We start from the raw sequence: 919 nt of genomic DNA, 5'->3' as shown, positions 1-919 counted from the left end.
TTAATGTTGAGAATAGAGAATGATTTCTTAAAAAAATTGAGGGCCTTAGACGACGAAGAAGACCAGAAGTAATTATTAAAATAATCGACGAACTAAGGCTGAAATACCATACTACTAAAACATTAATACTAAAGGCATTAAGGATATCTAGAAGTACCTATTATTACATTAGATCAATCCAAAATAAGCCTGATAAGTACGCTGAAATCACTAAAATTATCAAGGATATTAAAGATAAAAATAAATCCTACGGATATAGAAGAGTATGTTTAGAATTAACTAATCGTGGATACCGTGTTAACCACAAACTAGTATTAAAGATAATGAAAAAGAATAATTTACTATCCTCATCATATTCAAGAAAAACACGTAAGTATAATTCCTATCGTGGTCAAGTTGGAAAACTTAAATCAAATCAATTAAATCGAAGATTTAATACTGATAGACCATATCAAAAGCTCTGTACCGATATCAGTGAATTCAGATATGGAAATTGTGATATTAATCATCGTGTTTACCTTTCACCTATTATGGATTTATTTTCTGGTGAAATAATATCCTATAACATTAGCAGACATCCAAATATGAACTGTGTTATGAAGCCGCTGAAAGAAGTTATTCAATTAGTTAGGGGTTTACCATACAGAACGACCATTCATAGTGATCAGGGAGCTCAGTATCAAAGTCACATCTGGCAAAAAGAGCTTAAGAAGAATAAAATATTTCAAAGCATGTCCCGTAAGGGAAATTGTATTGATAACTCACCTATGGAATCATTTTTCCATATTATGAAAGCTGAAATCATGGACTGTAATTATGACTTTAAAGAGGATTTAATTTCATCAATGAAAATATGGATTGATTATTACAATAATCATCGTATTAAAACAAAACTAGGCGGAAAGTCACCGGTTCAATA

The 919-nt window shown here is 30.5% G+C and carries 1 protein-coding gene; it reads left to right on the top strand.

The window, feature by feature from the left end; translation table 11 throughout:
* Positions 1-35: 35 nt before the first annotated feature.
* On the top strand, positions 36-919 hold an 884-nt coding region (locus ACOMA7_RS07705; RefSeq protein WP_349238500.1), incomplete at its 3' end, for an IS3 family transposase.

It is taken from the genome of Apilactobacillus intestinapis, from assembly GCF_049166695.1.
In the GTDB taxonomy this organism is placed as follows: Bacteria; Bacillota; Bacilli; order Lactobacillales; family Lactobacillaceae; genus Apilactobacillus; species Apilactobacillus kunkeei_C.
Note: the sequence above shows the minus strand (reverse complement) of the source record. Positions and strands in the feature narration are given on the sequence as shown.